The sequence below is a fragment of the Streptomyces sp. Pv4-95 genome (genome assembly GCF_045782725.1).
In the GTDB taxonomy this organism is placed as follows: domain Bacteria; phylum Actinomycetota; class Actinomycetes; order Streptomycetales; family Streptomycetaceae; genus Streptomyces.
In genome coordinates this window covers 462,428-487,963 of the sequence record NZ_CP127172.1, presented here as the reverse complement: position 1 = coordinate 487,963, position 25,536 = coordinate 462,428, and the positions used below count along the sequence as shown (strand labels likewise).

Below are 25,536 nucleotides of genomic sequence, written 5' to 3'. Positions count from 1 at the left end.
TGAAAAACGCCTTCTCCGGCCGCGGCGGCCGGGGGTGGACCGTGCCACACTTCAGCTATGGGCAAGCCGCAGACGATCGATGAGTACATCGGCAGCTTCGCCGGGCAGAGCCGCGAGCTGCTCGAGCAGGTGCACGCGCTGGCCCAAGGGACGGTCCCCGAAGCGAGCGAGGCCATCAAGTGGGGCAACCCCGCGTGGGTGCACCCGTCCGGGACAATCCTCTTCATGCTCAGCGGCCACGCGAAGCACGCGAACGTCGTGTTCACGCCCAGCACCCGCGAGGCGTTCGACTCCGAACTCGCCGGCTTCGCCACCGGCAAGGGCTCGGTCAAGCTCCCCTACGGCAAGCCGGTGCCGGGCGACCTGCTGCGCCAGATGATTGCGTTCCGCGTGCGTGAGCACGAGAACGACGGCGTGCTGTGGATGTGACGGCCATCAGCAGGAGGCAGAGCTTCTTGGCCGACATCGCAGTCCAGGTCCGGCTGTCGTCGGTCTCCTCCACGGAGGCATGACCCTGCAGCCCGGCCTTATGCCCCCGGCACCGCCTCAACACCCCGGCAATCGCGGCAGCAGGCGCGTCACCAGGCACGTCACCATGCCCCTCCCTGCCTCGGCGGATGCCGCCCGTCACCCTTCGCTCGCCCCCGGGTACGTGTAGGGACTTGACCACTTGATCTCAAGTCAGGTTGAGGTTCCATGATGAACGGCATGGAGACAACATTTCTCGACCCGCAGACGCAGGAAGCCGAGATCGAAGAGATCAAGCAGGTGATCGCCAGGCTTGAGCATTCCCAGCAGAACGAGTTGCCCGAGGAGTTCGTCAGCCTGTTTCGAGCGGACGCGATCTGGACGACGGGTCATGGCAAGCGCCTCACCGGTCGCGATGAGATCTCCGCCTTCACTCACCAGGTGCTGCCGGGTGCCATGAAGGACTCGACGGCCACGTACGAGGTGGTGCACGTACTGTTCATCCGCCCCGACGTCGCCGCGGTCAAGGCGCACGCGCAGTACTCGACCCTGGAAGGTCAACCGATCGGGAACGCGGGCACCCCGCTCTACGTGATGGCCAAGGAGGGCGGGCAATGGCGCCTGGTCGCCTGCCAGAACACAGAGGTGCTCGCCCCCTGACATGGCAACGGCCGTACGGATCAGGCGAGTTGTGAGACGAGCGAAGTAGGGGCTCCTCTGGGGGAGCTTGCCCCGTGCCATGGCAATCTCCGGGCTGACAGGCGTTCAACTCATGTACGCGCTCTGGGCCCTTGGTCAAAACTAATCACAGCGTTACGAGGTCGCCCTTAGGCTTGACGATCATCGCCGGCTCGATTCAAAGGAGATGGAATGACACAGCCTCCCTTCGCCACGCTGTCCACCGCGCTCGCGGGGCTCGGGACGGTTCTGGGCCTCCTCGCGCTCCAGTTGCGCGCAGACGGATACGAGCAATACGTCGACTCCGTGGCCACTGCAAGCGTCGTCATGTGGACCACTGCGTGTCTGACGGTCGTGACGTGGGTCCGCTACCGCCAGATGAAATCAGACTGAGTTCCACAGACGCCGACGGCCGCCGGGACATCAGCCCCGGCGGCCGTCGCATGCCATCCACGATTGCGGGACGACACTTCGACAAGCGATTTCTCGGCGGGCCCGGAGCCAGTGGTCACCGCCGCTTCAGTGGTTGAAATTTCCACTGTGGGGGTTACGAGCCGTGGGTCTGCTTACGCTTCGAGAATGCAGGATCTTGAACTTGAACGTCTCGCACGTGTCCGCATGGCGGTCACGGGGGAGACCCTGGCGCGAGCGCTCGCCGTACTCAAGGGTCTCCCCGACACCGGGGCGGTCACCGAGGAGGCGGATCAGTGGTCAGCACCCGTTCTGCCCACTCGCGCTGGCTTACGGCTCGCTCGATGCGATTGACGATGTCCTTCTTGGAGGCATCGTCCAAGGTCTCCGGAAGCCTGTCGAAGGTGTCCGGCAGGACGTCGAGCAGACCCAATATCTGTTCTCCGGTCCTGACGGTCAGCAGCAGTTGGCACCTCCACTGCGGCGACACTTCGGGACGGTGGCTGAGCCGGTGCACGAGCGTGGGGAACAGGTGGTGCGTCGCCTCCGTGGCGAGGTGTTCTTGGAGCCAGTCGACCGGGAGTCGCTGGCTGAAGCCATAGGCGGCGGCCTCCTGTTCCAGGTCGAGGAGCTGGTCGGTGTCGACGGCTCGGACGGTGCGGGGAAGAGCTGGGGCCATGCCGAGATGATGCCAAGAAGCCCCAGCAGAGCCGAGAGGTTGGACGGCCTTGGCAGCAACGGCCCTACTGCACGAAGGCGCAGCCGTTAGCGCGGCCGGCAGCAGCTGGGCAAGGTGCCGTCGTGCCGACCTCGTCGCAGGCGATATGGAAGCCGTCGACAAAGAGGGCTTCACCGCGCTGAAGCCGGAGCAGCCGCTGCACAACGGCCAGTGCGGCCCGACCGGCCGCCGAACTGTGTCGCCGACACGGACGTTGTTCCCCTGACCGTTGGCTGAGCCAACCTCGTCCTGGCGCTGGTCCTCGCTTGCCGAGCCTCTCCTGCGATGAGCGACTCCGAGCATGTCCTCGACTGGTTGGACGGCACCTGACCGAAGCCCTCACGCTGTTCCGCACCTGGGCGACGACGAACGCTCCCTACGCTCCCTGCGCGATTAAGCAGCCACGGGCCCAACCCGACGGACCTAATTGCTGTGTCGCCCCATGGGAGCTTCGATGCCGAGGACACGGTCACGCAGAACCGGAAGCTCGGAACGGATCCGGGCAACGTGGGCGACATCGAGGTCCGCCGTCACCACCTCCTCCGCAGTGCCGGCCTCGCCCAGGACTGTTCCCCAAGCATCGACGACCGTGCTGTGTCCGGCCTGCTGCATACCGCCGTGGGTGCCCACCGCATCACAGGCAAGGAGGAAGACCTGCTCCTCCAGGGCTCTCGTGCGCGTGAGGAGCTGCCAATGGCCCAAACGGGCCGCGGGCCATGCGGCGGGTACCACGATCAGCTCCGCGCCCGCGTCGAGCAGGCCCCGGAAGAGTTCGGGGAAGCGGAGGTCGTAGCAGATGGCAAGGCCGATCACGCCGAAGTCGGTGGACACGGTGACGATGTCGCGCCCTCCGCCCATCAATGTCGCCTCGCCGGTGTCGAAGCCGTATCGGTGGATCTTGCGATAGTGACCTCGCAGCACGCCGGCCCGGTCGAAGAGCAGGGCTGAGTTGTACAGCGTCCCGTTCGTGTCCCGTTCGACGATCGATCCGGCGTGGAGCCACACCCCGGCCTCACGGGCGGCGGCTGACATGACCTCGGCAGTCGGACCGTCGAGCCCTTCGGCGTCGTGCTCCCAGCGGTCGTAGGCCCAAGCGCCGGCCGTCCAGAGTTCCGGAAGCACCACCAGATCGTCGCCCGCCCGGCCGCGGACCAGGGACGCTGCCCTGTCACGGCGGTCCTCGGCGGAATCCGAGGAGTTCACCGACAGCTGTATCAACGAGGCGCGCATTGCTGTCACCTCCGAGACCGTCGCAGCACGGCCCAAGGCACCCTCCCCTACGAGCTTACGGAGCCATCTGCGCCATCGCGCGCTCTGCGCAGGAGCCCCCTTGGCCGATACACCGTGTGACGGGTTGTGCGCACTCTTGGAACTTTCGCTTCCCGTCGCCCGGGGTCGAACCGTGGAGCAGCGGGCGACGGACCCTCCCGGCCCTGCGCCGCGACCGCCCCCGCGCCACGCCACCTACTCCAGATGATGCCATTCGTGACTGCAGGCTCCCCGGCACTCATTTTCCCTGCGGCGCGTGTCCGCCACCGAGAATGTGGAGATGAGCACGCGAAATGCCTTCGTATGCTCGGCAGCCGGAAGGTTGATGAGTTTTGACATCCGTTCGAGAATTGGCTCGCGGACGATCAATACCGCGGGGGTCATTGTGGGTTTCACGCCGGATCGGGCCACGCCTTCCCGACCGTCCTCTGTGGTGATGTGGGCTTGCAGAGCGTACCGGCATATTTCGTGCAGTACTTCTCTTCTATCGTCCTCCTCCAGTGAGGCGAACCATTTGACGCCTTCGTCTAACGGTAGGAGTCCTTGCGCTAATTCATTGATTATTCGTTCTGAGGATTCATCGAATTTACTCTTTTCTGGTTGAAGGTGACGTCGGCGTGAGACGGATCCCAGTCTCCATGGCTGCGCGTGCCCAGGTTGTGGCATTGCCGGAGGTCGCGGCACCTGCCCCGCACGGTCGCTGAGGTGGACGACGCCGCTTGCACTGTCCCCGGAGGGAGATCACCCGTGCCGCAGCGCACTCCGGCCCACTCCCGCACCCTCCGTCCGGATCGCCATCGGTTTTGCGGGGGAAATGGGGGGCACCTGCGTGATGCCACCTACGGAAGGACCGCATCATGAGCTCCAGCGAAAAGGCCAAGGCCAAGACCGAGCAGGCGGCCGGTAAGGTCGAGAAGGAAGCAGGGCGCGCGGTCGGAAACGAGAGTGCCGCCGCTGAAGGATCGGCGAAGGAATCCAAGGGAGACCTCCGCGAAGCCAAGGAAAAGGCCAAGGACGCGCTCAAGGATTGAGTTCGCACACGTACCTCGCGGGTGGGTCCCAGAAGAATCGCTGGGACCCACCCGCACGTAGGCACCCTGTCGATGGCGGTGTTTCCGGGACGGGCACTTGCGTGCCTGCGTTCGTATGCCATCGCGTCGGTGTCTGCTGGACCCGTGCTTTGCGCGCAGTGGTCGGCGAGCGCCGAACCAGGAGCCTCCGTGGGGCGCGGTTTTCGACAGGTGGGAGAGTGATGTGAGCGGTGCAGCAAGTGAGCCGAGGGTGGATTCGGCTCAGCAGGCGTGGCCAGCCCGGACTGCTCAGTGGTGGCGGCGGGCATGGGGATCCGAGGGGCATGAGCGCCACACGGTGTTGCTGATCGGGAAGAGCACTGTCGCCGCGATGCTCGCCTGGGTGCTCTCCTACAACGTCCTCAATGCTCAGTCGCCGGCGTTCGCGCCGTTCTCCGCGGTGCTGATCATGCAAGTGACGGTCTATCAGTCGCTGCTGCAGGCCTCGCGCTACGTGGGAGCCGTTGCCGTGGGCGTGGCCGTGCAGGCCGCACTCGGGTTCCTGGGCGGCCCTGACCTGCTGACCTTCGCTCTGGTGGCCTTGGTCGCGCTCACCATCGGACGATGGCCGGCCCTTGGCTCGCAGGGCTCCCAGGTGGCCACCGCGGCGTTCTTCGCGTTCTCCACGTATATCTCCGCCACCTCCGACCTCGACAAGATCACCCAGCTGGGACAGATCATCCTGCTGGTCCTCATCGGATGCAGTGTCGGTGTCCTGGTGAACGTCACCTTTTTCCCACCACTCAGGCTGCGCGGCGCCGAACACGGCATCCGCTCCCTCGCCCACGCGCTGTGCGACCTGGTCAGCGACATGCATCCGGCGCTACGCGAAGGTGAAATCGACGAGGACAGCACCGGCCACTGGCGGGAGCGGGCGGACCAGACCGGAGAACTGATCACCCAGGCACGGACCGGCCTGCGTACGGCCCGGGAAAGCATCCACTACAACCCACGACGCCTCCTGCGCCGACACCGCGGCCGCACCAGTTTCCAGGGCTACGGCGCGGTACTGGAAGCATTGGAGCGGACGCTGTATCAGGTGGCCTCCCTCACGCGCAGTTTGGATCAATGCAGCAGGAACGAGGACGAGAAGCACCACGACTACCGGTCGTTCCTGAAGTGCTATGCAGATTTCGTGGAGTCCATCGCCGAGATCACCCGGGTGTTCGCCGCCCTGGACGAGGACAAGCTGAACGAGCAGGCCCCGCAGTTGTGCCGACTGGCGGACCAGGCACAGGAGTGCCGTCGCCGCGTGAGTGAACAGGCCGATCGGGACGGCCTGCCACTGGCCGATCCGGCCCGCCCGTACGGAGTCCTCGTCATCGAGGCCACCCGCCTCATGGAGGAATTCCAATACACCTGCGACGTACTCCAACACCACGTCGACAAGTGAGTACAGGCGCGCTCCTGTTGGAGGGTAACCATCGGCTCATGCGCCAAAGGGACATTCGTTCGCCGTCTGGCGGCAGGGGGCTGCTCGGGTTCGGGGCGATTGTCGGACTTCGGCGCCGGCCTTTGGGTACTTGGGCCGCAGCACAACGACGGGGTGCCCGCTCGTGCGCGCGTGCGGACCGCCGTGAGCTGGACGGTCCACTGCACGAGGCCGTGACGGCCCGGCCGGCATCGGACTGGCCGTTCGGGGAGGTCCGATGCCGGTCAGGTGAGTAGCCGGATGAGGAGATCAGTGATGGCGCCCAGACAGACGTAACCGCAGCGGGCTCTGGCGATTTCCCGTAATACGAGCGCTCCTGCCGTCAGGCGTCGAAGCGGACGCGGGCGGTCTCGATATGGCCGAGGTACTGGTGGGTCCAGTCGCACATTCCGTCAACTGTCGCTCGCAGGGCTCGCCCCGGCTCGGTGAGGGTGTACTCGACCCGCGGTGGCACGGTCGGGTGCACGCACCGATCTACCAGGCCGTTGCGCTCCAGCATGCGCAGGTTCTGGGTGAGCATCTTGTGGCTGATGCCGTCGATCTCGTTGCGCAACTCCGTGAAGCGCAGGGTTCTTTCCCCCACGGCTTCGATGATCAGGAGCGCCCACTTGTTGGCGATGTCCGAGAAGATCTCGCGCGCCAGCGAGTCCGCACGCGTCAGATCCGCCTCGTCCTTGGGCGAGCCGTTGAACTGCTTGGTCACCATGAGGTTCCCCAGTCACCGAAAAGTGCGTTCTTCCATGTCAGCGGTCACTCTCCTACGGTTCCCGAGTAACCACAAGAGACCACGTACGGCTCTCATGACGAGGAGACAGGCAGCATGGCCATCACCCTGTTGAACCCCAGCGGATTGCCCGAGATCGACGTCTACCGGCAGGTGTCGATCGCCTCCGGGTCGAAACTGGTCTTCATCGCCGGACAGGTCGCCTGGGACGCCCAGGGGACCACGGTCGGCGAAGGCGACCTCGCCGCGCAGGTCGAGCAGTGTTACCTCAACATCGGCACCGCCCTGGCCGCGGCAGGCGGTTCGTTCGACGACGTGGCGAAGCTGACTGTCCACGTCGTCGACTGGACGCCCGACAAGATGCCTCTGCTCCTGGACGGGATCTCCCGGGCGGCCGCGAAGCTGGGGGCCGCTCCGGTCCCTCCAGCCACGCTGTTGGGTGTAGCGGCACTGGACGTCCCCGGCCATCTGGTCGAGATCGAAGCCATCGCGGTCCTCGACTGAACAGGCCGGCGAACGGGGCACGGACGTGTCCGTCCCGTCGTATGGAACAGGTGCGAAGCAGTGCTCGGATGTGCCCATCGCGTCGGGTCTTTGGAGGTACGTCAGCCCTGCCGCAAGAGCCGCCCGGAGGCATCAGAGAGGCAGCGGCGGCATGGCCCGTAGCCGGTGGGGGAGACGGTTCAGCACGCGGGCGGCGCCGCGGGCCAGACCGCGGTACACGCGGTGGGCCGGAGGCAGGCCCATGGCCGTGACCGCTTCCGGCGGCAGCAGGGCTACGGTCACGCTTGCCAGGTGCGGAACCAGCAATCGCTCCAGGACCCGCCAACAGGCCCCAGCGAGCGGCAGATCGGCGACTCGCCGTGGCGGGGTCAGGGGCAAGGGACCGAGGAGATCCCGCACGGGCGTGGTGCGTTCGAGGGTGGTCAGGGTGCTGCGGAAGTAGGCGGTGAAGGCATCGATGTCGGGCGGGAGATCGTCTTCGCGCAGGCCCAGACACCGGCCGATACGGCACCACTGACGGTACAACTGTTCTCGTTCGTCAGCCGCCGGTGAACTCCCGGACAGATCCCGGAGTGTGAGGACGCCGTCGAGGTAGGTGGCGTGCACCCACAGGAACAGTTCGGGCCGCAGTGCGTGGTAGGGGCGACCGTGGGCGTCGATGCCGCGCACCGTGCGCAGGCCCGCCCTGCCCTGGCTCAGGCGCCAGCAACTGGTCGCCCCCGCCCGTGCCAAGGCGGCCCTCGTGTGGACCCTGTTCCCCTTCCCCCTGCAGCCCTCGCCGGCGTCCGCTGCGGTGGCCGGAGGCTCTACCCCGGACAGAGCAGACAGTCCGGCCCGGACGGTGCGCGCGATCAGTGCACAGCGACGGCCTGCCGCAGTACCGAACCCCCACCCCTCCGGCGCGCGCCCCCCGCGGCTGTCCGCCGAGGCGATGCCCCGTCATGTCGCGGTCATCATGGACGGCAACGGCCGATGGGCCACCGACCGAGGACTGCCCCGCCCCGAAGGCCACCGGGCAGGTGCCAAGGCGCTGATCGACGTCGTTCATGGCGCACTGGAGATCGGCCTCAGCCATCTGACGGTGTACGCGTTCTCCACCGAGAACTGGAAACGCCCCGCAGACGAACTGCACGCCCTGATGCACGAGATCCCCGTCACCCTGCGCCAACTGTACGAAGGGGACCGGCCCCTGGACGTGCGTGTGCGATGGGCCGGACTGCCCAACGGCCTGCCCGCAGACGTCATCGAAACCCTCATCGAGGCCGAGCGGGCGACCTGCGACCGCTCCGCGCTGACCCTGATGGCATGCGTCAACTACGGAGGGCGCGCCGAGATCACCGCCGCCGCGTCGAAACTCGCCCAGGCAGCGGCCGCGGGGAGCATCAACCCCGGCGACCTGTCCGAGCACGCCTTCAGCCGCTATCTGCACGTGCCTGAGCTTCCCGACGTCGACCTGCTGGTGCGCACCGGTGGCGACCTGCGGACCTCGAACTTCCTGCCCTGGCAGGCCGTCTACGCCGAACTCATGGTCATCGACACCCGCTGGCCGGACATCGACCGCCGCGACCTGTGGGACGCCGTCGAACGGTACGCGAGCAGGACGCGCCGTTACGGCTCCATCCCACACCTCCCGGGCCCCCGACCTGCGGCAAGCCCCTCCACTTCCCTCATCGGCCCGCCGCCCTGCACAGAGCGCAGTCCGACGCCGGAGGGTTCGTAGGGAGTGCCGGGTATCTCCTGGTCGCGGAGGATGCGGTGATGGCCGGTAGTGGTAGTGAGGAGCGGCCGAACCACGGTGCCCAGGGGCTCGAAGTCCCGTATGACATCAGCGAGTTCAACGAAGTTCAGACGGCCCGACGCTCGCCGGCCGTCTACTGCCTACCTCAGATGTTGCGCGGGAAGGGCCGCTGAGTGAGGCAGCCGGGGGTCGATCCGGACGGAACCGGCATGTCCTGCCCGTCCTGCCTGTCCTGCCTGTCCTGACGTTGGCCCGTAGCGGAACTCCTCGATCTGCGAGCTGGTCGGTTTCCACTTCTCATGGCAGGAGCCACACCACCACAGCCATTCGTCGTCCCCATGCCGTGTGGTCGTCGTGTCCTTCCACAGGTACGGGCGCCCGCACGGAGCGTTCGGGCAGACGGGGTGCTGGGGCATGGATCGCCTTTCGTCGGCACGGCGCAGCTCCATATGCCTACGCTTCCATGGCTCCTTTTGGTACCGAATGCGGCGATGTCCAACCGAATGGGTAGGTGCTGTTCCTAGGCCGTTTCGTTTGGATCACCAACGCGCCACCGGCCCGTCGACCACGCCTGCCCCGACGGCTTCCTCGTCAGCTCTTTCTCGGCAGAGCCTGATCGAGGAGGACTTCCGCCGCCGCCCGCGCGTGCCGGCCGTAGTCCGCCTCGTCCAGCACCATGGCGCGGCTGGCCGCCCCGTCCGCGAGGGTGGCCAGTTGCTCGGCAAGCGAGAGGGGGTCGCGGTAGCCCAGCTCCGCCACCAAGGCAACGATCAGTTGCACCATGCGCAGCTTCTGCTCCCGGGCGTAGGAGTGCACGGCGCTCTCCGGGTCGGGGAACTCCGCGGCAGCATCAATGAACGGGCATCCGCGCACCGGAACCGCGTCCGCCACCGGCTGGTCGAACAACTGAAGGATCCGGTCACGCGGAGGGATGTCCTCGCGGGTCAGCACGCCTTCCAAGGTGGCCCCCGACAGTGCGAGTCCCTGCAAATGGGCGATGACCAGATCGTTCTTGGTGCGAAAGTGCGCGTAGAGCGTCCGCTTGGACACCGGCGCTTCCTCCGCGACCTGTTCCATGCCGGTCGCGGTGATGCCCTGGGTCGCGAACAGCCGGGCGGCGGCAGCCAGAATGCGCTCCCGCCCGCCACGCCCCCGCCGCTGGGAAGCCGTTGCCGCCGCACTCACTGTTGCATCCATGAAGAAAGTATACGCACTCGTTTACTTCATTCTCCATGTCGCGCTAAGGTGACCTTCGTATGTAAACGATGCCGTTTACATGATCTCTCCGTCACCAAGGAGTCCCATGAGCAGGTTCGTTCCCACTGAGCTGAGCGGCTGCGCGGAGAAGCTGATACGTGGCCGGCACGCGACCCGCGCGTTCCGTCCGGAACGTGTACCCGAGGACACCATGCGCACGATCTTCTCGCTGGCCGGCACCGCGCCGTCCAACTCCAACGCACAACCGTGGCAGGTGGAGGTGGTGAGCGGCGCGGCACGTCAGCGCCTGGCCGATGCCTTGCTGACGGCCCGCGCCGGCAGACACACCTCGGTGGACTTCCCGTATTCCGAGGGGATGTACGCGCAGGTGCACCAGACACGTCGGGCGGCGTTCGGCGCCGAACTGTACGGGGTGCTGGGCATCGGCCCCGACAATCACACGGCACGTGCGGCCTACGACACGGAAAGCCTGCGCTTCTACGGCGCGCCACACGCGGCGTTCCTCTTCGTCCACGGTGACGGAGAGGCGCGGCTGGCCGCGGATGTCGGCGCCTACATGCAGACGCTGCTCCTGGCGATGACCGCGTACGGCGTGGACAGCTGCCCGCAGGGGCTGTTGAGCTTCTACGCCGACTCCGTCCGCACCGAACTCGGTGTCACCGGAGGCAAGTTGCTCGTCGGCATCTCCTTCGGCTATGCCGACGAGACCGCGCCGGTCAATCGAGTCAAGACCGAACGCGCTCCACTGGAGTCGACTACGGCCTTCCACGGCTAGGCCACTTCGTTTGGGTCATCGTGCGGACCGGGGGAAGCGGACCAGAGGAACATGCCTGAGATGTGGAGTCCGGCCAGGTAGATGGGCGCGGTCTTCTCTTAGCGGATGGCGATGCCTCGCCACTGCTTGAGGCGGTTGATGCATCGCTTGACCGTGTTGCGCTGCTTGTATGCCTCGCGGTCGAAGGCTGGCGGACTGCCGCCTAGGCTGCCCCGGCGAAGCCGGTGGCCGCGTTGATCCGTAGGGATGGGGCTCAGTCTGCATCCAGCGGAAGGTCGTGTCCGAACCGGCCGGAAGCTTGGCTCCGGGGTACGGGCAGTGCCACTTCACGCCCGAGACGTATCCGTCGAGGGCGACTTCGTTTCGGGGTCGGTCAGCCGGTCAGCCGTTCAGCCGGTCAGCCGGTCGTGAAAGGAGACCCGCCAGGTCTCCGCCGGCACCGTTGTCTCACACCTGGCCACGCCAGTACCGGAAGAGATACCGCAGGCAGGAGGGTTGATGCCGGTACGAGGGTCACGCGTAGATGATGACCTCGTAGTCGCGCATGTAGTCGGTGTACCCGTGGTGCACGACAGCGTGATCGAAGGTGTCGTCCAGCAACTGTTCCAGTACAGCGGCATTCATGCCGACCTTCCATCTCACCCGGCCGGATCTTCGGCAACGATATTTGCCAAGATGCGCGCAACGGCCATGCTCCGGAGCCGATGAGATGACGGACCGGGTCCGGCAGGTTCATGTGCCGGACCCGGCTGAGTCAGCCATTCATGGCCGCCCAGAACTCCTCGAAGGACATCTGGCGGTCGCCGTTGGTGTCGAGCGAGTCGATCAGCTCCTGTGCCTGAGACTGGGTGATCTCCGAGCCCTCCAGCTCCGCCACGACCTTTCGGTATTCGTCCGCGGTGACCAGGCCGTCCCCGTCGACGTCATAGCGCTCGAAGACCTTCCGTGCCGCCGTCTCCACGATGTCCGTCATGTGCTCCACCCTTCTGTGATCTTCACTGACGGGCCCAGGCTATCCGTCCGCCCGGAGCAACACGGACGCTGCCCCAACCGCCCGGACGCTGCGGGCCGAGCTCGTCCCAGGGGTCCAGGAACACCCCCGGCCGGGAGCGCGGGGAGCTCGCCGCGGGGCGAGGGCCGCCGATCACCGCTCAGGGGAATCAGTCAGCGACGACGAATACCGGAGTCAGCCAAGAGCGCCCAACAGCGGCGGAATATCCGGCGTCATCTTCCCAATCCTGCATACGACGCCTTCTGGCGGCCTGTTGCGCGTGCCACGTCTTATTTGCGCGAACGCCGATTGCAGCATGGTTCGTCCAGTGGCCGAAGCGACCGTGTCTCACCGCTCGCGCTCATAAGGTGTGGAACATGCCCATAGTTTCCGAGCTGATGACGTACCCCGTCAAAGGGTGTGCCGGGGTCCCGCTGGCGGAGGCCGACCTCACTCCGGCCGGCCTCCCGCACGACCGAAGTTTCATGGTGGTCGACGAACGCGGGGTGTACCGCACCCAGCGCAAGGATCCTCTGCTGGCGGTGATCCGGCCCGAGGTCAGCTCCGACGGCGCTCAACTCATCTTGCGGAAGAGCGCAGTTGAGCCGGTGCGTATCGAGGTGGACACCACCTCGCCCCGGAGGGACGTAGACCTTTTCGGCGCACCGTTCCTCGGCATCGACCAAGGGGACGCAGCAGCCGGCTGGCTGTCCGAGGCACTCGGTACGGACTGCCGGCTGGTGCGCGTACCGCCGGAGCACAACCGAGTGGTCGAGGGCCTCATCCCAGGAACCTCGGGCTATGCCGACAGCAGTCCGTTGCATGTCCTTTCCCTGGCCACCTTCAATGACCTCAACGAGCGGCTTGCGGCAGCGGGAAAGCCACCGATGCCCATGAGCCGTTTTCGGCCGAACATCGTGCTCGACGGGTGGCGCGAGCCGCTCACCGAGGACCGGGTGCGTCGGGCGGAGGTGGGAGACGTGGAGCTGGGGTTCGCCAAGCTCGCCATCCGCTGCGCCGTGACCATGGTCGATCAGGAGACCGGCGCCAAGGCCGGACCTGAACCACTGCGGACATTCGCCTCCTATCGACGGGTGCCTGAGGGCGGTGTGGCTTTCGGCTCGAAATTCTCCGTCGTCCGGACCGGGAAGCTCGCGGTGGGCGATGAATTCACCGTTACGGAATGGGCGGAGGGCGGACTCCATTGACCACGCGCCCTGGCGCGCCGCTTGGAGGGCCGGTCGGTGCACCTTCGTGCGCACACCGGATATCCGGTGCCCCCATCATTACGGGGTAGTTGACGTCCGGCGTTCCTGCTCCTCGCGGCCACGGGGAGCCCCCGCCGCCCCCTCCGTGGCCGCGCTGGCGGCAGGGTTGCGTCATATGAAATCGCGGCGCGGGTCTCTGAGTTCGCCAGGACACGGCGTCGGTCAGCGCACGCGTCCCGTCGGCGCTTCGGCCGGCGCGTCAGCCACGGCGAATTCGTCGGTTCCGGAAGTAGCCTGCTTACCGTTCCGCAGCTCGCCCGCGATGTCCTCCAGGCTGCGCCCCTTGGTCTCCGGGAGCTTGCGGTGCAGGTAGAGGAGGCCCAGGACGCCGAAGCCGGCGTAGATCCAGAAAAGGCCGGTGGGGGTGAGGGCGCTGATGGTGGTGAGGACGGTCAGGGAGATGACGAAGTCCAGGCCCCAGTGGGTGACGTTGCCGAACGAGGAGGCCTTGCCGCGTACCGCGGTCGGGAAGATCTCGCTGTTGACGAGCCAGATGGCCAGCCCCAGGCTGGGCGCGAAGGCGCCGATGTAGAGGCACAGACCTGCCACCAGCATCGCGCCGGAGGCGGGCTTCCCGCTGTTGCCCAGGTAGAGCGCGCCGAGCAGGACGAGGGCGAGGACGACGACGGCCGTTCCACCGAGCAGCAACGGACGGCGTCCGACGCGGTCGACGAGCAGCAGCGCGATCCCGGTGAGCACCATGTTCACCAGGCCGATGCCGATCGAGGAGAGGATCGCGGCCGAGCTGCCGAAGCCGGCCTGCTGGAGCATGGTCGGGGCGTAGTAGATGACCGCGTTGACGCCGACGAGCTGGTTGGTGGCCGCGACGACCACGCCGAGCAGGATCGCGGGGCGCATGGCCGGGCGCAGCAGGTCGCGGTAGCGGGTGCGGGACTCCTGCGCGGTGAGTGACTCGATCTCGCGCAGCTCCTCGTCGGCGTCCTCCGGGGTGCGGGTGCGCAGCAGGACGGCACGGGCCTCGTCACGTCGGCCGCGGTTGAGGAGCCAGCGCGGGCTCTCGGAGAGGCGGTAGACCCCGGCGAGCATGGCGAGGGCGGGTACGCACCCCAGGCCGAGCATCCAGCGCCAGCCCTGTGAGCCGTCGAAGGCGTAGCCGACGAGGTACGAGACGAAGATGCCGACGGTGATCATGAGCTGCTGGAGCGAGACGAGCCGTCCGCGGCTGTGCTTCGGGGCGATCTCCGCGATGTAGGCGGGGACGGCGAGCGAGGAGGCGCCGATCGCCATGCCGAGGACGAACCGGGCACCGATCAGGGTGGCGACGTCGGGCGCGGCGGCCGATCCCGTGGCACCGACGGTGAAGATGACGGCGGAGCCGAGCAGCGCCCCGCGGCGCCCGATCGCATCGGTGACGGCGCCGCTGACCAGGACGCCGACGATCGCGCCGAGCAGCAACGAGGCCACGGTGACCTGCTGCATTCCGGAGGAGAGGTCGAATTCGGGCGTGATGAAGAGCAGGGCGGAGGAGATGATCCCGCTGTCGTAGCCGAAGAGGAAGCCGCCGAGGGCGGCGACGGCCGAGGCGCCGAGAACGGCGCGACGAGCCGCGGCAGGCGATGGCTTCTCGGGTGGGGCGTGGCGTTCGGAGGCAGGGGGCATGTGCGGCATGGCGGCTCTTTCTGTGATGCGGCGAGGAGATGCCGGCCCGGTACGGGGGCAGTGCGTTCATCGGCGCCCGGCCTGCTGAGCGCCCTGAGGGCCACCAGGCGTGAGCCGAGGGCCACCCGGCAGCGCGTGCCTGAGGGGCACCCGCCGCCGCGACGCGTCGGCTCGCGCGGCGGCGGGCAGGCCGACGGCCCGCAGCGTGCTTCTCCGGCGCTGGTCCGGTACGGGCGCCGTGCTGTACGTCGGCGTTCTTGCCGTGCGTGGATCGGCGGCATCACAGCCCGGCCGGGTGGCGGCGCGGCTGTTCTGCCTCAGCGGTCGCTGCGGGTTTCCGCGGCATGTGGCGCGTTGGAACCCGGTCGGGGAGCGACCTTCAGCCACGCATGGTGGCCCGTCGCGCGGGATTGCGCAAGCGGTTGCGCAAGCGCTTGTACGGATTGGCGGTCACGTACCATCCCGGGACGGGCGGCACAGTGAGGAGAGGCAGCGCATGGCAACCATGGCCGACGTCGCACTTCGGGCCGGGGTTTCCGTCTCGACGGTGTCCCACGTCATCAACGGCACGCGCTTCGTGAAGGAGGAGACCCGCACCGAGGTCCTCGAAGCCATCCGTGCCACCGGCTACGCCGGCAATTCCATCGCCCGTTCCCTGGCGACCTCCAGCACCCAGACCCTGGGCCTGGCCGTCTCCACGGTCGCCAACCTCCACTTCGCCGAGCTGCTCTCCAGCATTGACGCGACCGCCCGCGCCGCCGGCTACACCCTGCTGATGGCCGACACCCACGACGACCCTGCCGAAGAACTCCGCATCGTCCAGAACCTGCACCAGCGCCGCGTCGACGGCCTGTTGCTCGCCACGGCCACCGGCGCGCGCGGCGCGGCGCTGCGCTACCTCAAGGACGCCCGCCTGCCCACCGTCCTCCTCGACCGCTGCGCCAGCCCCGCCTTCGACCAGGTCGGCACCGCCAACGTCGAGGCGACCGCCCGTCTGGTCGACCACCTCGCGGACTGCGGACACACCCGTATCGGCATGATCGCCGGGCGCCGCGGCGTACGCACCACGTCCGAGCGCGTACGGGGATGGCGGCGTGGCATGGAGCGGCGGGGCCTGGAGGCGACGGACGATCTGGTCGCCTCCGGCAACGGCCAGGCGCATGTCGCCCAGCAGGCCGTCGAGCAGCTGCTCGCGATCGAGCGACCCCCGACGGCCCTGGTGGTCGGCAACAACCACATGACCATCGGAGTCCTGCGCGGCCTGCGCCGGATGGGGCGGAAGGTGCCACGGGACCTGGCGCTGTGCGCGTTCGACCACTTCGCATGGGCCGACCTCATCGAGCCCGCCCTCACGGCCATCGCGCAGCCTCTGGAGCAGATCGGTGCGACAGCGGTGCGGCTGCTCGTCGAGCGCGTGGCCGATCCGGATGGGGCACGCCAGACCGTCCTGCTGGAGCCGACCCTCGTGCACGGGGAGTCGTGCGGCTGTGGACACGGGGCTGTGCTGCCGGGCTGACCAGCCGGTGTCCACCCGGGCACCCCGTGAGTCATTCCTCCAACGACTCACGACACCAAGTGACTTGACTCGGGCGCAACTCGTCTTCTCTGGACACCCCGCTCACGGTCACTTACAGTCCCTCGGAGTTGTGCTCGCCCACCCCGCGGGCACCCTCCGTGTGATGCGGCCGCGTTCGTCGGCAGCGGCCGCAGTTCAAGAGCGCCTTGTCCCGTTGTCCGGTCTGTCGGGGACCGTTGATGCGACAGGCGCTGTCACTTGCCAGCACTCTGTCACCAGTGCAGTGCGCCTTTCGCGCGCCGCACCGCTCCGGAGGAGAGCCGCCTTGTCCGACGACAGCCCGCACATCGACCGCAACGCCTCCGTCCCGACCCCCGCCCCGGGCCCGACACAGGACCGCTCGGCCGTCAGCCGCCGCCGCGTCCTCACCACCTCCTGCGGCCTGATCGGCGCGGGCGCGCTGGGTACGTGGGGCGCCGGTTCGGCGCACGCCACCTCGAACGTACCGACCGCGGCCGCCACTTCGGCCGCCGCGACCGCCGCTGGGTACGACGAGCTCTACCGCCCCCGAGCGCACTTCTCGCCGGCCCGCAACTGGATGAACGACCCCAACGGGCTGCTGTACCACAACGGCACCTACCACCTCTTCTTCCAGTACAACCCGGACGGCAACACCTGGGGCAACATGTCCTGGGGTCACGCGGTGAGCAAGGATCTGACGCACTGGCGCGAGCTGGATGTGGCCCTCCTGCACGACGACACCGAGATGATCTTCTCCGGCAGCGCCGTCTTCGACCGCGACAACACCAGTGGCCTGGGCACGGCCGACAACCCTCCGCTCGTCGCCATCTACACCAGCCATCTCAAGGACGGCAGCGGCCAGCGCCAGTCCCTGGCCTTCAGTACGGACGGCGGCGGCAGCTGGACGAAGTACGAGGGCAATCCTGTTCTGGACATCGGGTCGGCCAACTTCCGTGACCCGAAGGTCTTCTGGCACGCCCCCACGAGCCGCTGGGTGATGGTCCTCGCCCTTTCCGCCGCGTACAAGGTCCAGCTGTACGCCTCTCCCGACCTCAAGGAATGGACGCACCTGAGCGACTTCGGCCCGGCCGGCGCGACCGGCGGGATATGGGAGTGCCCTGACTTGTTCGAGCTCCCGGTGGACGGAGGCGGCACCCGCTGGGTTCTGATCGTCAACCTCAACCCCGGTGGCCCCGCAGGGGGGTCGGCGGGTCAGTACTTCCTCGGCGACTTCGACGGCACCACCTTCACCGCCGACATCGGAGGCCCGGACGCCCGCTGGCTCGACCACGGCGCCGACTTCTACGCCGGCGTCACCTACAACGACGTCCCCGGTGGCCGCCGCGTCCTCGTCGCCTGGATGAACAACTGGCAGTACGGCGAGCGCATTCCCACCGATCCCTGGCGCAGCGCCATGAGCTTCCCTCGCGAACTCGCTCTGACCAGTGCCCCGGGCGAGGATGGCGGAGCGGCACTCGTACAGCGGCCGGTCGCCGAGCTGGCGGCCCTGCGGGGCCGTCCACTGGCACGGTTGGACGGCAAGGACGTGGCGGCGGGCAGCACGCCGACCCTGGTCCGCGACACGGGTCTCTGCTACGAAGTCGAGGCCGAGCTCAGCGCAGCGGGCGGTGCTCGGCGCTTCGGCTTGGAGGTCCGCGTCGGGAACGGCCACCGCACCCGCGTCGGCTACGACACGGACAGCGGTGAGCTGTACATGGACCGCACGGCCTCCGGCGTCATCGCCTTCCACGACGACTTTCCCGGCGTCCACCGCGCCCCGCTCAGCCTGCCGGAGGGCGGCAGGATCCGGTTGCACATCCTCGTGGACGCCTCGTCGGTCGAGGTCTTCGCCCAGGGCGGCCGGGTCTGCCTCACCGACCAGATCTTCCCCGGCAGCGATGACACCGCCCTCCGGGCTTTCGCCGACGGCGGTGCGGCCCGCATCGAGCGTCTGGAGGTACGGGCGCTGCGGTCGGTATGGCGGTGACGACAGCGGCAGTCCAGGTACGGGCAGCGGCTTGGCGATGAAGGGGAAGGGCCACCTCGGCATCGTGCCGCCGCACCGGCGCCCTGACAGCTGAACCGGCTCCTCCATGGACCGTCCTCGGTCAGCAGGTCCGCCGCATTCGGACGCGGCGGACCTGCGGGCGTTGGGGGAGCGCTCGGCGCGGCAGGCCGCGGCGGACGCGCCGACACCGGGAGCAGGCCCACAGCGGTCTCCGGGCCGGATGGATGTACGGGCCGGCAGAGGTGACGGGCGCACTCGGCCACGATTGCGAGGCGGTTCCAGGCGCTGCTTGCACTCGTCTGCGCTCGGCAGGGGGCGTGAGGCGGGGTGTTCGGCGACCGGTTGATGCCGAACGGCATGAGGATGCCAGGGCCGGCGGTGGAGGCCGGGACGTTCGGAATCAAGGTGGTCCGGTGAGGGACTCGGGCGACGCGCTAGGCCGGACGGGCGGCGGACACGGTGCGCCTGTGGCCGGACGCGTCCTGCGCCATGCGATGTGGGCACCCGACGGCCGGGCGTTGGCGGACTCTTACGCCGCTGCTCTGGGCGCCGAGGTCCGCCATGTCTACCCCGACGCACAGGGCGGGAGTCCGCCTGCGGCTTCACCGTGGGCCGCGCGATGTACGTCTTCTACACCTCCACATCGTTCACCGCACCCGACTGGCCCGCCGACGAGCTGCCCTTCCACCTGGATTTTGTCTTTCCCGACCGTGCGACGGCCGAGGAGCGGCTGCCGGCACTCGGCGCGACCAAGCCCGCCCACCAGCCCGGCGGTGCGCAATGGACCGTCCTGCTCGACCCCTCCGGACGGCCTTTCTGCACCCACGACGCCTCCTGACCGACCGCCGACCACGAGCGCTCCCACCCCGACCCGCGAGGTCTCCGCTACCCGCGACCTGGAGTCGGGAGTCGGGCGTCCTGAGCAGGGTGCTCAGGGGCGCCGGGACAAAAGAAACGGCAACACTGATGGGCGAGTTCGCGGTGGTGGGGATCGCTCGGAACAAGGCGTCGTCCCGGCCTTCAGCCCCGCCGCCGGGCCGGACAGCGGCCCGTTCGCCTTCGCCCAGGTAATGGGTCGTCTGTTGGTGCGTGCGGATCGGCAATTGACGTCGATCAGTCAACCGCAGTAGGTTCATGAACATGTTCAGTGAACGTGTTCATCTGCGGGCCGTATGACCTCGCGCAGCGAGCAGCGGGAAGCTACCCGCGAGAGGGTCCTGACTGCGGCGGAGCGCCTGTTCGCTTCCGGCGGGTTCGAGGCCACCACCATCCGGGAGATCGCTGCCGGCGCCGGTGTCAGCGTCGGAACCGTGATGGCGGTCGGCGACAAGGCGGCAATTCTGGTCGAGCTGTTCGATCGCCGCATCGCCACTCTGCACAGGGCCCGAGCGGAGCGGGACGGCCCGCGCCCGCCTGCTGCTTCCTCCAACCGTCTTGTCGACGAGATCCTGGCCCTCTTCGAGCCGTTCGTCGCTCTTTTCTTCAGTGACCCCGAGCTTGCCCGCCACTACGCAGCGGCCCTCGTGACCGGCAAACACCAGGCGGGTGTCTTCAACGAGCTCGCTGCGGTCCTGCGGCGCGAGATCAGCGACGTCCTGGCCGGCGGTGGTTTCGCACCGGAAGCCGCCGGTCGTGGCGCGGCCGCGATCCATCTCGCCTACCTCGGCACTCTCTTCGTCGGCGCCGGGGCCGGTGGCGCCGACCCGAGCGGGACCGTCGAAGACCTTGTCGCCGTCGTGGAATTCATCACCGAGAGCCAAGAAAGTGAGCAGCAATGACCGTTACCCCGGACCCGTGGTGGCCGCAGGCAGTCCTCGCGGGCATTCTCGTTGTGGATGCCGCGATGTCCATCCGCCCACCGGCCTTCATCCGCGCCTGTCTGAACGGGGTCAAGTTCCCCGAGGACTGGTGGTGGACGCTGATCGTGATCAAGCTCCTTGCCGCCGCAGGTCTGATCACCGGCATCTATGTGGCGGGCATCGGCGTGGCGGCGAACACCGGCGTCATCTGCTACTTCCTCGCAGCGTCCGTCGCGCACATCCGAGCACGCTTCCTGACGTCCGAGTTCTGGATCAACTGCCTCGGCCTGCTCGTACTTTCGACATGCGCGCTCGTAGTGTCCTACGGCCCCGGCCTCTGAGTGCGGGCCCGGTTCGCCCGCGGCTCACTGCTCAGGCGCGAGTGCGTTGGTAGCGCGCAGGTGTGGTGCCCACGTGGCGCGTGAAGTGCCGGTTCAGGTGGGCCTGGTCGTGAAATCCCACGGCCGTGGCGACCTTGGCGGCCCGGTCGCCGTCAAGGAGAAGGCGACGTGCCTCGTCGATGCGCTTGCCGGTGAGGTAGGCGTGCGGCGGAAGGCCGTAGGTCTGCTTGAAGCAGCGGATCAGGTGGGTGGGGTGGGCATGCAGGGTGGCCGCGGCCTCGTGCAGGGAAAGGCCCGGGTGGATACGTGAGTCCAGTAGTTGCCGCAGCTCAGCGGCGAGCCGGTTTGCCTCACGCCCCGGTGCGCGGGGCCGGAGTGCCGCGAGGTGGACGTGGAGCCGCTCCCGGATGAACGAGAGGCGGGACTCCGCTTCGAACCGGTCTTCGGCCTGGGCGAGGACGGTGTGCAGCTGGTCGATCCGGCAGCGCAACAGCCCATCGCTGAGGACCGGAGTGTCCACCGCACGGCCGGCCAAGTGCTGGGGGAGTACGGAGTCGTTCAGGTAGAGATTGCGTTTGCGGAATCCGGACGCTGTGACGGTCCGGCCGTCATGGGGGACGCCCGGAGGTAGCAGGAGGACGCCGGTGTTTCCCGTCGCCTCATGGCGTCGGCGATCGAGGGCGAAGTCCACCGAGCCGTCGTCGAGGATCATCAGGTCCCACGTGTCGTGGGTATGGGCCGGGTAGGCGTGGTCGGTGAAGTGCGCGTGGAAGACCTCGGCGATCCCGGTGACCGGTGGCCTCCAGGCGTTGATGGAGGTTCGGGGGCGGTCGGAGGCCATGCCAGGAACGTACAAGACTCGCGGAGTTGGGGTGCGGCAGGCTCGTGGCACCGGCCGAAGGGACTGAGGTGATCGCCTTCGGTGTCTGGCCTGGAGAAAGGATTCCGTATGTCCACGTCAGCTGCTCCGGTCAACCTCGCAGAGAAGCTCTCGCAGTTCAGCGAATTGTGGTCGCAGAAGAAGGTGGCTGTTCTCAATGACTACGAGGTCAAGCTGGCCAAATTGAACGGGGAGTTCGTCTGGCACACCCATGAGGACACCGACGAATTGTTCCTGGTCCTCAGTGGGCGACTCACCATTCAGCTCAGGGAGCGTGATGTGGTGCTGGAGTCCGGCGAGTTGTTCGTGGTGCCCCGTGGAGCCGAACACTGCCCCGTGGCAGACGAGGAGACCGCGATCCTGTTGTTCGAGCCGGTGGGAACGCTCAACACCGGTGACGCAGGAGGGCCGATGACCAAGCCGGCCGAGATCCTCAGCTGAAGGTGCGGCGCAGGTCACGGCGTTGAGGCGGCGTCCGCTCCAGCGGACGTCTGCCTGGCGGCGGACGCGGGCGCGTGTGTCACGGACAGGGACAAGACACCAAGATCAGGCCGCTGCGGCGAGGACGACAGCGACGGCCAGCAGACCGAGTCCGGCCAGCATGCAGTCCACCGCAGCCCGGATACGACGGAACTTCCGCACGGCGAGTGTGGCCATGAACTTCAGGTGCTCCACCTGGTAACCGGCGGCCAGTTGATCGCGCAATTGGTCGGTGCTGAGCCGCGACCAGCTCGTCCAGCCCTCGCCTCCGAGGTGAGGACGTATCGCGAACAAGAGGATCAGTGTCGAGGCCAGCAGCGCCGCGGCAGCGAGGGATGCGGCCACGGCAGCCGGAACGGTCGGGTGGAGGTCCGATGCCGACGACGCCAGTGCCACAAGTGCGGCTCCGGACAGAGCCAGCAGCAGGCTCGCCTTCGCGTCGGTGCGCGCCAGGTCGGCTTGAAGGGAGGTGACGGTCGAGGCGATACGGTCCTGCGCCGCCGTCGGCTGGGGATCAGGTGTGGTGGTTGCCATCGGTGTGCCCTTCCTCGCAGGCCGACGTCGACGTGTCCAGGGCTGCCGGCAGCCCTGGAGGAGTCTCGCAGCCATCGAGACGTAGCACGTTGCGATCGGGCACGCGGTTTCCGTGGGCTTCGGATCGGTCAACTGCGGGCCCTGCCCCCGATTGTCGATGGCGCGATCACCGGGGCCTCTCACCACCTACGACGGATCCGAAGCATCACTCGCGCGTGTGTGTGGGTCCGGTTACCGGCGGCCGGCGTGGGTCTTCCACGTCTCCAGGACGGCCTTGACGGCCTCCGAGACCTGATCCTGCTCTGTCTCGTCGGCCCACAGGTAGGCGTCGTGTTCGTCGGGGGAGAGCTGCACGGTCATGTCGACATCCGCTGTGGCGGCGAAGGTGAACTGGCGGGCGCGTTTGCCGGAGCCGGAGGTGTAGTCGAAATGGCCGAGATAGCTGTCGACGGTGACCAACTGCAGGCCGGTCTCCTCCTTCACCTCGCGGTGGAGTGCGACAAGCAGGTCCTCCCCGGGGTCCACGCCGCCGGAGGGCAGCTCCCACAGGCCGCCCATGAAGTCGCCGGCGGCGCGGTGCAGGAGCAGTACCCGGCCGTCGTGATCCTGGATGGCAGCGCCGACGACGTGCTTGGTGATGCTGTCCTGGTCGGCGGCGGCGATGAGCTCGTCGAGCAGATCCGCTCCGAGGGGAAGGGTCACAGCAGGTCCTTGTGGTTGAGGGCGACTTTGGTGAGGGCCGCGGTGTAGGCGTTCGCGAGCGGGAGATCCTGTTCGCGGTGCCAGACCGGGAGTTTGAGCGTGGTGCCGTGGACCAGGCGGGCGGCAGGGTAGTCCTCTGCGGCGACGCCGTCGGATTCAGCGTATCCCGGCAGGAGGTCCCCAGGCCGCTGAAACAGTGGATGATCCGCCATGGATCGGGTGGAGCCGGGCACGTCGACCTCGCATGCGCCCTCGGCGTGCACCGCGGCCAGGAACCGGTGCAGCGGCAGGCCGTTCAGGGCCTCTGCGACGTAGCGAAGCGGCAAGGCGTACCAGGAGGGCCGGGCCCGGTCGTCGAGCGTCGGGACGTGGATGCCGGGCACATGGCTCAGCGCTCCGCGGAGGTGCGCCGCGATCTCGGCCCGGCCCGTCAGGTAGGAGTCCAGGCGCGGCAATTGGGCGTTGGCCAGAGCCGCGGCGAGCGGGTGGATGCGCAACTTCAGGCCGGTGCCGGTGACGGCGTAGGGAGCCAGGGGGTGGTGGGCAGGGATCTCGCTGCGGCAGCGCTTGTTGTACTGGCTGTGCATCAGGAGGCGGTAGTACAGCTCTGTGTCGTCGGTGGCGACGAAGCCGCCTTCGCCCGCGGAGAGTGTCTTGGGCCCGTTGAGGCTGAAGGCGGCGGCTGCGCCGTATGTGCCGACCAGTCGCCCGGCCCAAGAAGCGCCGTGAGCGTGCGCACCGTCCTCCAGGAGCAGCAGATCATGCCGGTGGGCGAAGGAAGCCAAGGCGTGGTGATCCTCCGGGATGCCCCACAAGTGGACGGCGACGACCGCGCGCGTGCGGGAGGTCACCCGGTCCGCTGCGGCTGCCAGGTCCAGGCGGCCTTCTGCATCGACGTCGACGAGACGCGGGCGGGCCCCGAGGTGGAAGAGGGGGGTGGCGGTGGCGTGGAAGGTGTAGGCGGGCACGAGCACCTCGTCGCCGGGGCCGATGCCGGCCGCGGCGTACATCGAGTGCAGAGCGGCGGTGCCGGTGCAGGCAGTCAGCACGTGCCGTACCCCGAGCCACGCGGCGAGGTTGTCCTCCAGTTCGGCGACGATGCCGGAGCGGTCGGGAATGGACACCGCCGTCGCCAGCTGGAGATCCACTGCCGCACGGTCGGCCGCTTCGATCGGCGGCCAGCTGAAGTGGCCGTGCGGCTCGGTGATGACGGGGTCGCCACCGAGCGCGGCGAGGGGTGACGTTGCAGGGCTCACAGGTACTCCTTCGGGGCAACGGGGTGGCCACTGGTGCGCGAGGCGTAGGCGGCGGCGAGGAACGCGGCGTGCGGGAGGTGGTCGGCCACACCGGAGGGGTTGGGCCGCGTCTTGTCGAGCACGCGGCAGAACGTGTCGATCTGGGTTGCGGCCGCCGCGGGCCATGCCGGCTGCCGGGTCAGGGTCTCCAGAACCTCCCCGCTGGGAGCGAGGCGGGAGACCTTGCCCCGCTCGACGACCACCGAGCCCCGGGGCCCGGTCACGGCCAGCCGCTCGGTCTTCGGCCCGGCCGAGCGGGAGATGAGCAGGGACCCGTACAGCCCGGAGTCGTAGGACAGATGCACCAGTGCGGTGTCCTCGGCGTCGTAGACGGCACCTGGCGCGGCGGCTGTCGAGGTCGCGGCCAGGAGACGGTCCGGAAGGCCCAGGTACCAGATGAGGAGGTCGATGAGGTGGTAGCCCATGTCCATGAGCGCTCCGCCTCCGGCCAGGGCGGTCTGGCCACGCCAGCCGGCGGCCGGGTCGGTGCAGTGGAAGGTGTAGCGGCCCTCCACGAGGAACGGATCGCCTATCTGCTCCAGCAGTTGGAGTGCGGCCAGGTAGACGGGGTTGAAGCGGCGCTGAACGGTCACCATCAGCTCCACGCCCAGCGACTGGCAGGTCTTGGCCAGCTCGCGGGCCTCTTCCGGGGTGGTGGCCAGCGGCTTTTCCTTCATGACGTGGACGAGGGATGCCGCACATGCCTCGACGACTTCTCGGCCGGCGTGGTGCGGGACCGCGACGATCGCGAAGTCGGGCCGTTCCTGACGCAGCATCGTGTGCACGTCGGTGTAGCCCGGTACGCCCAGCGCATCGGCCTGCTTCTCGGCGACCGCCGGATCCATGTCGCACACCGCGGCCAGCGTCGCGAACTGACAGCCGGCCAGGCCCGGCAGATGGTCGTCAAGCGCCTGGTTCCCCAGTCCGATCACCGCTGCTTGTCTCTTCATGACCGCTCCCTCCACACCGCTGACGGTGACTGCGATGCGCTGAGTACAGCCCGAACGGCGTTGCGCAGAACAGGCGGTGGAGGTTGTCCCGCCGTTGTCCCGATCTCACGCACGGTAGTCTCGATG

Annotated in this window: 28 protein-coding genes and 1 pseudogene; 15 read left to right on the top strand and 14 right to left on the bottom strand. The window is 67.9% G+C overall.

The annotated features are described in order from the left end of the window. The first annotated feature begins 57 nt into the window (after positions 1-57). From QOM21_RS02325 to QOM21_RS02315, 3 genes are all read left to right on the top strand, one after another. A complete protein-coding gene (locus QOM21_RS02325) occupies positions 58-429 on the top strand; it encodes an iron chaperone (RefSeq protein ID WP_407547814.1) in 372 nt (123 codons plus the stop codon). Positions 430-696: 267 nt separating this feature from the next. Further along, positions 697-1,128 (top strand): SgcJ/EcaC family oxidoreductase, encoded by a 432-nt coding sequence (locus QOM21_RS02320; RefSeq protein WP_407547813.1) that lies wholly within the window; start codon positions 697-699, stop codon positions 1,126-1,128. Positions 1,129-1,338: 210 nt separating this feature from the next. Then, the gene (locus tag QOM21_RS02315; protein ID WP_407547812.1) at positions 1,339-1,539 is read left to right on the top strand and encodes an SCO3870 family protein; all 201 of its coding nucleotides are present in this window, start codon (positions 1,339-1,341) and stop codon (positions 1,537-1,539) included. 295 nt (positions 1,540-1,834) lie between these two features. On the opposite strand, the gene QOM21_RS02310 is transcribed toward QOM21_RS02315, so the two are convergent. The 3 genes from QOM21_RS02310 to QOM21_RS02300 form a co-directional block, all read right to left on the bottom strand. Then, positions 1,835-2,236 carry a hypothetical protein gene (locus QOM21_RS02310; RefSeq protein ID WP_407547811.1) on the bottom strand — a complete coding sequence of 134 codons (402 nt, stop codon included), beginning with the start codon at positions 2,234-2,236 and terminating at the stop codon, positions 1,835-1,837. A 462-nt stretch (positions 2,237-2,698) separates the two neighbouring features. Further along, the gene (locus tag QOM21_RS02305) at positions 2,699-3,505 is read right to left on the bottom strand and encodes a carbon-nitrogen family hydrolase (protein WP_407547810.1); all 807 of its coding nucleotides are present in this window, start codon (positions 3,503-3,505) and stop codon (positions 2,699-2,701) included. Positions 3,506-3,739: 234 nt separating this feature from the next. Beyond that, positions 3,740-4,210 (bottom strand): DUF5958 family protein, encoded by a 471-nt coding sequence (locus QOM21_RS02300; protein WP_407547809.1) that lies wholly within the window; start codon positions 4,208-4,210, stop codon positions 3,740-3,742. 191 nt (positions 4,211-4,401) lie between these two features. Between QOM21_RS02300 and QOM21_RS02295 the strand changes: the two genes are divergently transcribed. Further along, positions 4,402-4,575: a CsbD family protein gene (locus tag QOM21_RS02295; protein ID WP_407547808.1), complete on the top strand. Its 174-nt coding sequence runs from the start codon at positions 4,402-4,404 to the stop codon at positions 4,573-4,575. Positions 4,576-4,912: 337 nt separating this feature from the next. Beyond that, complete coding sequence (locus QOM21_RS02290) at positions 4,913-6,007, top strand: FUSC family protein (protein ID WP_407547807.1); 1,095 nt, start codon at positions 4,913-4,915, stop codon at positions 6,005-6,007. Positions 6,008-6,368: 361 nt separating this feature from the next. Here QOM21_RS02290 and QOM21_RS02285 read toward each other — a convergent pair whose 3' ends face one another. Further along, positions 6,369-6,752, bottom strand: coding sequence for a winged helix-turn-helix transcriptional regulator (locus QOM21_RS02285; protein WP_407547806.1), 384 nt, complete (start codon positions 6,750-6,752; stop codon positions 6,369-6,371). Positions 6,753-6,866: 114 nt separating this feature from the next. Here QOM21_RS02285 and QOM21_RS02280 point away from each other — a divergent pair, with 114 nt between their 5' ends. Continuing rightward, a complete protein-coding gene (locus tag QOM21_RS02280; RefSeq protein ID WP_407547805.1) occupies positions 6,867-7,274 on the top strand; it encodes a RidA family protein in 408 nt (135 codons plus the stop codon). A 132-nt stretch (positions 7,275-7,406) separates the two neighbouring features. Here QOM21_RS02280 and QOM21_RS02275 read toward each other — a convergent pair whose 3' ends face one another. Next, positions 7,407-8,006, bottom strand: a complete 600-nt coding sequence (locus QOM21_RS02275) for an oxygenase MpaB family protein (protein ID WP_407547804.1) — start codon at positions 8,004-8,006, stop codon at positions 7,407-7,409. A 199-nt stretch (positions 8,007-8,205) separates the two neighbouring features. Between QOM21_RS02275 and uppS the strand changes: the two genes are divergently transcribed. After that, positions 8,206-8,994 carry a polyprenyl diphosphate synthase gene (gene uppS, locus QOM21_RS02270; protein ID WP_407547803.1) on the top strand — a complete coding sequence of 263 codons (789 nt, stop codon included), beginning with the start codon at positions 8,206-8,208 and terminating at the stop codon, positions 8,992-8,994. Positions 8,995-9,603: 609 nt separating this feature from the next. Here the strand turns inward: uppS and QOM21_RS02265 are convergent. Then, positions 9,604-10,209 (bottom strand): TetR/AcrR family transcriptional regulator, encoded by a 606-nt coding sequence (locus QOM21_RS02265; protein WP_407547802.1) that lies wholly within the window; start codon positions 10,207-10,209, stop codon positions 9,604-9,606. 106 nt (positions 10,210-10,315) lie between these two features. Between QOM21_RS02265 and QOM21_RS02260 the strand changes: the two genes are divergently transcribed. Beyond that, positions 10,316-11,005: a nitroreductase gene (locus QOM21_RS02260; protein WP_407547801.1), complete on the top strand. Its 690-nt coding sequence runs from the start codon at positions 10,316-10,318 to the stop codon at positions 11,003-11,005. Positions 11,006-11,106: 101 nt separating this feature from the next. On the opposite strand, the pseudogene QOM21_RS02255 reads toward QOM21_RS02260, so the two are convergent. Beyond that, positions 11,107-11,244 (bottom strand): annotated as a pseudogene (locus QOM21_RS02255) (IS5/IS1182 family transposase); the annotation flags it as partial. Positions 11,245-11,759: 515 nt separating this feature from the next. Further along, complete coding sequence (locus QOM21_RS02250; RefSeq protein ID WP_407547800.1) at positions 11,760-11,978, bottom strand: EF-hand domain-containing protein; 219 nt, start codon at positions 11,976-11,978, stop codon at positions 11,760-11,762. Positions 11,979-12,373: 395 nt separating this feature from the next. On the opposite strand from QOM21_RS02250, the gene QOM21_RS02245 reads away from it, so the two are divergent. Then, positions 12,374-13,204, top strand: a complete 831-nt coding sequence (locus tag QOM21_RS02245) for an MOSC domain-containing protein (RefSeq protein ID WP_407547799.1) — start codon at positions 12,374-12,376, stop codon at positions 13,202-13,204. Positions 13,205-13,426: 222 nt separating this feature from the next. Here QOM21_RS02245 and QOM21_RS02240 read toward each other — a convergent pair whose 3' ends face one another. Then, complete coding sequence (locus tag QOM21_RS02240) at positions 13,427-14,893, bottom strand: sugar porter family MFS transporter (RefSeq protein ID WP_407547798.1); 1,467 nt, start codon at positions 14,891-14,893, stop codon at positions 13,427-13,429. A 487-nt stretch (positions 14,894-15,380) separates the two neighbouring features. Between QOM21_RS02240 and QOM21_RS02235 the strand changes: the two genes are divergently transcribed. The 5 genes from QOM21_RS02235 (at position 15,381) to QOM21_RS02215 (ending at position 20,569) form a co-directional block, all read left to right on the top strand. Beyond that, complete coding sequence (locus QOM21_RS02235) at positions 15,381-16,400, top strand: LacI family DNA-binding transcriptional regulator (RefSeq protein ID WP_407547797.1); 1,020 nt, start codon at positions 15,381-15,383, stop codon at positions 16,398-16,400. A gap of 325 nt (positions 16,401-16,725) precedes the next feature. Continuing rightward, a complete protein-coding gene (locus tag QOM21_RS02230; protein WP_407547796.1) occupies positions 16,726-18,408 on the top strand; it encodes a glycoside hydrolase family 32 protein in 1,683 nt (560 codons plus the stop codon). A gap of 640 nt (positions 18,409-19,048) precedes the next feature. Beyond that, the gene (locus QOM21_RS02225; protein WP_407547795.1) at positions 19,049-19,267 is read left to right on the top strand and encodes a VOC family protein; all 219 of its coding nucleotides are present in this window, start codon (positions 19,049-19,051) and stop codon (positions 19,265-19,267) included. 334 nt (positions 19,268-19,601) lie between these two features. Next, positions 19,602-20,207 carry a TetR/AcrR family transcriptional regulator gene (locus QOM21_RS02220; RefSeq protein WP_407547794.1) on the top strand — a complete coding sequence of 202 codons (606 nt, stop codon included), beginning with the start codon at positions 19,602-19,604 and terminating at the stop codon, positions 20,205-20,207. Beyond that, positions 20,204-20,569, top strand: coding sequence for a DoxX family protein (locus tag QOM21_RS02215; RefSeq protein WP_407547793.1), 366 nt, complete (start codon positions 20,204-20,206; stop codon positions 20,567-20,569). The genes QOM21_RS02220 and QOM21_RS02215 overlap by 4 nt, the downstream gene beginning before the upstream one ends. A gap of 31 nt (positions 20,570-20,600) precedes the next feature. Here the strand turns inward: QOM21_RS02215 and QOM21_RS02210 are convergent, their stop codons facing one another. Beyond that, on the bottom strand, positions 20,601-21,410 hold the full coding sequence (locus QOM21_RS02210; RefSeq protein ID WP_407547792.1) for an AraC family transcriptional regulator: 810 nt from the start codon (positions 21,408-21,410) through the stop codon (positions 20,601-20,603). A gap of 108 nt (positions 21,411-21,518) precedes the next feature. Here QOM21_RS02210 and QOM21_RS02205 point away from each other — a divergent pair, with 108 nt between their 5' ends. Continuing rightward, on the top strand, positions 21,519-21,890 hold the full coding sequence (locus QOM21_RS02205; RefSeq protein ID WP_407547791.1) for a cupin domain-containing protein: 372 nt from the start codon (positions 21,519-21,521) through the stop codon (positions 21,888-21,890). Between the two features lie 105 nt (positions 21,891-21,995). Here the strand turns inward: QOM21_RS02205 and QOM21_RS02200 are convergent, their stop codons facing one another. From QOM21_RS02200 to QOM21_RS02185, 4 genes are all read right to left on the bottom strand, one after another. After that, positions 21,996-22,463 (bottom strand): Pycsar system effector family protein, encoded by a 468-nt coding sequence (locus tag QOM21_RS02200; RefSeq protein ID WP_407547790.1) that lies wholly within the window; start codon positions 22,461-22,463, stop codon positions 21,996-21,998. Between the two features lie 231 nt (positions 22,464-22,694). After that, complete coding sequence (locus QOM21_RS02195; RefSeq protein WP_407547789.1) at positions 22,695-23,165, bottom strand: NUDIX hydrolase; 471 nt, start codon at positions 23,163-23,165, stop codon at positions 22,695-22,697. Continuing rightward, positions 23,162-24,421: a DegT/DnrJ/EryC1/StrS family aminotransferase gene (locus QOM21_RS02190; protein ID WP_407547788.1), complete on the bottom strand. Its 1,260-nt coding sequence runs from the start codon at positions 24,419-24,421 to the stop codon at positions 23,162-23,164. The genes QOM21_RS02195 and QOM21_RS02190 overlap by 4 nt, the downstream gene beginning before the upstream one ends. Beyond that, entirely contained in the window at positions 24,418-25,410 is a 993-nt protein-coding gene (locus tag QOM21_RS02185; RefSeq protein ID WP_407547787.1) for a Gfo/Idh/MocA family protein, read from the bottom strand. Before QOM21_RS02185 ends, QOM21_RS02190 begins: the two co-directional genes overlap by 4 nt. Positions 25,411-25,536 lie beyond the last annotated feature (126 nt).